This is a genomic window from Phyllobacterium sp. (genome assembly GCF_037994425.1).
In the GTDB taxonomy this organism is placed as follows: Bacteria; Pseudomonadota; Alphaproteobacteria; order Rhizobiales; family Rhizobiaceae; genus Phyllobacterium.
This window is the reverse complement of record NZ_JBBNAM010000218.1, coordinates 1-4,338: the sequence shown is the minus strand read 5'-3', so window position 1 is coordinate 4,338 and position 4,338 is coordinate 1. Positions and strand designations below refer to the sequence as shown.

Annotated in this window: 4 protein-coding genes; all 4 read right to left on the bottom strand. The window is 59.7% G+C overall.

Annotated elements, in window-relative coordinates:
* Positions 1-68: 68 nt before the first annotated feature.
* From ptsP to AAAB35_RS15295, 4 genes are read right to left on the bottom strand one after another with little or no spacing between them, the layout of a single operon-like run.
* Entirely contained in the window at positions 69-2,048 is a 1,980-nt protein-coding gene (ptsP, locus tag AAAB35_RS15310; protein ID WP_340669143.1) for a phosphoenolpyruvate--protein phosphotransferase, read from the bottom strand.
* Between the two features lie 47 nt (positions 2,049-2,095).
* Entirely contained in the window at positions 2,096-2,473 is a 378-nt protein-coding gene (locus tag AAAB35_RS15305) for a PTS glucitol/sorbitol transporter subunit IIA (protein WP_340669142.1), read from the bottom strand.
* 30 nt (positions 2,474-2,503) lie between these two features.
* Positions 2,504-3,535, bottom strand: coding sequence for a PTS glucitol/sorbitol transporter subunit IIB (locus AAAB35_RS15300; protein ID WP_027231994.1), 1,032 nt, complete (start codon positions 3,533-3,535; stop codon positions 2,504-2,506).
* A gap of 21 nt (positions 3,536-3,556) precedes the next feature.
* Positions 3,557-4,315: a PTS glucitol/sorbitol transporter subunit IIC gene (locus tag AAAB35_RS15295; RefSeq protein WP_340669140.1), complete on the bottom strand. Its 759-nt coding sequence runs from the start codon at positions 4,313-4,315 to the stop codon at positions 3,557-3,559.
* Between the last annotated feature and the right edge of the window lie 23 nt (positions 4,316-4,338).

The window sequence follows — 4,338 nt, the reverse complement described above, 5'->3', positions numbered from 1 at the left end:
GCCTGTATGCGTTCCTCATTCCACATCTTCCGTAAGTATTAGCTTACGAAAGATGCAGCTAGTATCGACTAGCCCGCCGATCCCAAATCGAGCACGCATTTCTTTGCGCGCTGGATCGAAGACGGGCTCATGCTGAGTTCGGTCAACCCCATATTGACGAAGGTCGGAATAAGGTCGGCCCTTCCGGCTGCCTCGCCGCACATGCCGACCATGATGCCGGCATCCACCGCGGCCTTGGCTGTAAGTTCGATTGCGGTCATCACCGCCGGATGCGTCACATCATTGAGCTTGGCCACCGTCGGATTGAGACGGTCAGCGGCCATGATGTACTGCGTCAGGTCGTTGGTGCCGATGGAGAAGAATGCCACCTCCTTCGCCAGCATCGGCGCGACCATCACCGCTGCAGGCGTTTCAACCATGACCCCGAGATCGAAGGGCGCGTGATCCGTGCCTTCGGCTTTCAACTCGGCAGCGCACTCGTCGATAAGCAGGCGCGTCGCGCGCACCTCGTCGACGCCGGAAACCATGGGGAGCATCACCTTGATGTTGCCGTGCACCGCCGCCCGCAAAAGCGCGCGCAGTTGGGGCTTGAATACATCGGGCCGATCCAGGCACATGCGTATGCCACGCCAACCCAGGAACGGATTCTCCTCGACCGGAAAATCGATGCCTGAAATTGGCTTGTCGCCGCCTATGTCGAGTGTGCGAACAATCACCGGGTATGGTGCGAAGGCCTTGGCAAGCGTGGCGTAGGTTTCGGCCTGAAGGTCTTCAGAGGGCAGATGTATATGGCGCATGAACAAAAGCTCGGTGCGAAACAGTCCAACGCCCATGGCGCCTGCTTCCTGCGCGGCTTCGATTTCCTCGAGCGAGCCAAGGTTGGCGGCGATCACGATGATCGTGCCGTCGGCACGCTTCGGCGTTATGTCCTTAAAGGCCTTCAACGATTGTTTCTCGGCCTCGGCCTTGGCGATCTCCTCGTGAAACCGCTTGGCTGTGGATACGTCTGGCTCGGCGAAAACAGCTCCACTATTGCCATCGAGCGCGACCGTCTTCACGGTTTCAAGTTCACGCACCGCCTGGCCAAGCCCCAGCACGGATGGAATGCCGTGGGAGCGGGCAATGATCGCAACGTGCGACGTGGCGCCGCCGTGGCCGCAGATCACGCCTGCAATGCGCTTCAGTGGTGCACGGGCAAGATCCCACGCACCGATGTCGTCGGCAATGAGGATCGCTCCCGCCGGGATCGATTCGAGATTGGCGTCGTCCTGGCCAAGCAGCGCAAGGCAGATCTGCCGTCCGACGGCGTTCACGTCATCGGCGCGTGCGTTGAGATAGGGGTCATCCATGGCGGCAAAATCGGCGGCAATCTTTGAGGTTGCGCCGATCGTGGCGGATACGGCATCGATGCCGCCATCCACAAGGTCAGCGGCGGCTTGGATGAGTTCGTCGTCGTTTGCAATATCCTTGAGGGCGGCGATGATGCCGCGGTCGCTTTCCGCAAGATTGGATGCACCGAGAGATCGTTCCATGCGCTCCTGAACGGTAGCAAGGGCCTGTCGCAGCCGGATTGCCTCCGCCGGGATTTCGTTGGCCGCGAGCAGCCGATTCTCATGCTTGATCTCCTGAGGAAAGAAACCGAAGGCCGGTCCGATAGCAAACCCCTCGCTTGCCGGAACTCCGCGCAGACCGCCATTCGCGATGCTGGGTGCCGCAACGACAGTCCGCTCGTTGCGCGGGGCGGGCTCTGCGGGCTTCGGCTCGGGCTCCGCCGCTCTCTCTTCATTCGTTCCGGACAGTGGATTTTCGAGATAGCCGATCAGCGCTTCGATCGCCTCGATCGCATCGGCACCGGTTGCGCGGACGGTGACCTCTTCGTTTTCCTTGACGCCAAGCAGCATCAGCTTGACCGAACTCTTGGCGCTGACGGACTTTTCCGCCTTGACGAGCTCGATATCCGCTTCGAAACTCTTCGCGAGTTTGACAAACCGGGTGGCTGGCCGTGCATGCAATCCGTCATGCACTCTGACGATCGTCGAGCGTTCCATTCGTTCGTATCTCTCTGTTACTCGTTAGTGGTCGCGCCCCCTGGCAATTACCCGATGGTAATCGTCGTTCCGACTTTCAGGGCTGCAACCAGTTCTTCCGTATCGATTTCCGAAGCACAAATTTCGCCAGGCCGTTCGACCTGGTCGGAACCGTTGAATGTAATAACGACGTGACCGATGTCTTTCACCTTCTGCCAGGCATAGTCGCCAATCCCGGTAATGGTGGCCGAAACATCGCCGATCTGGATGGGCGAACCCACGGGTGGCGTTTCATCGGATGGCTCCGTCTCGACGCTGTGCAGGATCGAGACTTCGGCAAGTTCAGGCGGTGCGCCATCGGCAAACAGGATGACGACGCCTCCTTCCGCGAGGTCCGCCACCTCAGGTCCAACGGCTGTTACCCGTGTTTTCAATAGGACTGACATGCGGCGAACCTCTTCTTCTGTTGGTCGATATTAGAATACGATCAGGCTGACGACCCAGGCGATCAGTACCGAGACCGGACCCATGATCTGACGGCTGATCAAGACCGCAGGAACACCGATTTCGATGGTCTTGGGCTTAGCTTCGCCAAGGGCCAGACCGACCGGGACAAAGTCGCAGCCTACCTGGGTATTATAGGCAAACAGCGCCGGCAGTGCCATGGCGGGCGAGATCGTGCCATTGGCGATCTGCGGGCCGATGATCGCCACCCCGATGACCTGGGCGATAACCGCTCCAGGTCCGAGAATGGGCGACAGGAACGGTAGACCGCAAATGGCCGAGATGATCAGCAGGCCGATGATGTTGTTGGCGAGCGGTCCCATGGGCTGAGCGAGAATGTCGCCAATGCCCGTATAGAGGATGAGACCGATAAGCATGGTGACAAACGCCATGAACGGCAGGACGTTGCGGACGACCTGGTCGATGGTGCGGCGACCGGCATTGAAAAAGATGCCGACGACACGGCCCATGGCACGGCCAATCGTGCTGATGAATCCGATTAGCCCACCCTCACTCGACTCGCTTGCGCCTGTACGGCTTGACATCGACGCAGCAAGTTCCGCGGGCGTCGGCGGTGATGCCGGTCCCGATGTGGAGGCAGCGCCCGCAACGGCCGCTGGTTGCGAGCCATCGGCGAGTTCAATGTTGCCTTCCTTCACGCCCGACACATAGATGTCTTCGGTGATGAACTGGGCGAGCGGGCCTGCCTGGCCGACGGGTGTCAGGTTGACGGTCGGTATGCGTTTGCGCGGATAGACACCGCAGCGGGCCGTGCCGCCACAATCGACGACAACCACACCCATTTCGCCTTCGACTGGCGGTGCCTTAAAACCGTCGACAGCCTCGCCGCCTGTGAGTTCGGCGATGCGACGTGCAACGGGATGAATACCGCCACCCGTGACCGAGACCACCTTGTTGCGTTGGGGCGTAAGCTGGATGACGAGCGGGCCACCCCAGCCGTTCGATCCCCTGGAAATTTTGACTGCCTTGTATGTCTTTGACATTGGTACTGCTCCCACCCCGAATTAAAGCTCGATGCCCTGGCGACGCGCCATGATGGCGGTAATGCGCTCAGTGAGCATGCCCTTGAGCAGGATGACGATCAGACCAACGAGCGCATACCAGATCGCGACGTTGATGTGATAGCCGGTGGGAACCGCGCCCTTCTTCTCGAGTTCGAGAAGCGCGACGAGAATACCGCCCCAGACGAAATATTCGCCGGGATTGATATGCGGGAACAGGCCGAGCGGCGGATGCACATAGGAAACCGCGGCATCGTAGAATGCAGGCTTGTACTTTTCCTCGAGGAACGAGCCGAAAGTATAGGCCATCGGATTGGTGAGGAAGAAGACCGAAAGCACCGGAAGAACCGTATAGCGCGTCAAGGCGATACGACCCGCGCCGCGTGCTATGCCGTGGACGCGCTCTTCGCCGACGAGTTCCGTCAGCGCGTAGAAGGCGGTCATCAGCACAACCAATGTCGGGATGATGCCGGTAACGAAACCCGCAAAGACTTCGCCACCCTTCTGGAAAATGCCGATGAAATATTTGCCGATGTTGGCAAGCCAGCCAAGTTGCTCTTCCTGCTGGACGTTCTTCAGCCTGTCCTTGAACTGTTCGACCGAAATGTCGCCCGTCGACTGTGCCAGGACGACGAGGTCGTTGCCCGCGTGCTCGACGGCCTGTTTGCCGTGCAGCGCCGCGTCCGAGACCATCGACCCGGCCACCGAAATGTGGTGCGCGGCGATGTCGGCATGTTGCGCCAACATTGTTAGAATTGACATGTTCCCTCTCCTCCTTGCCGACC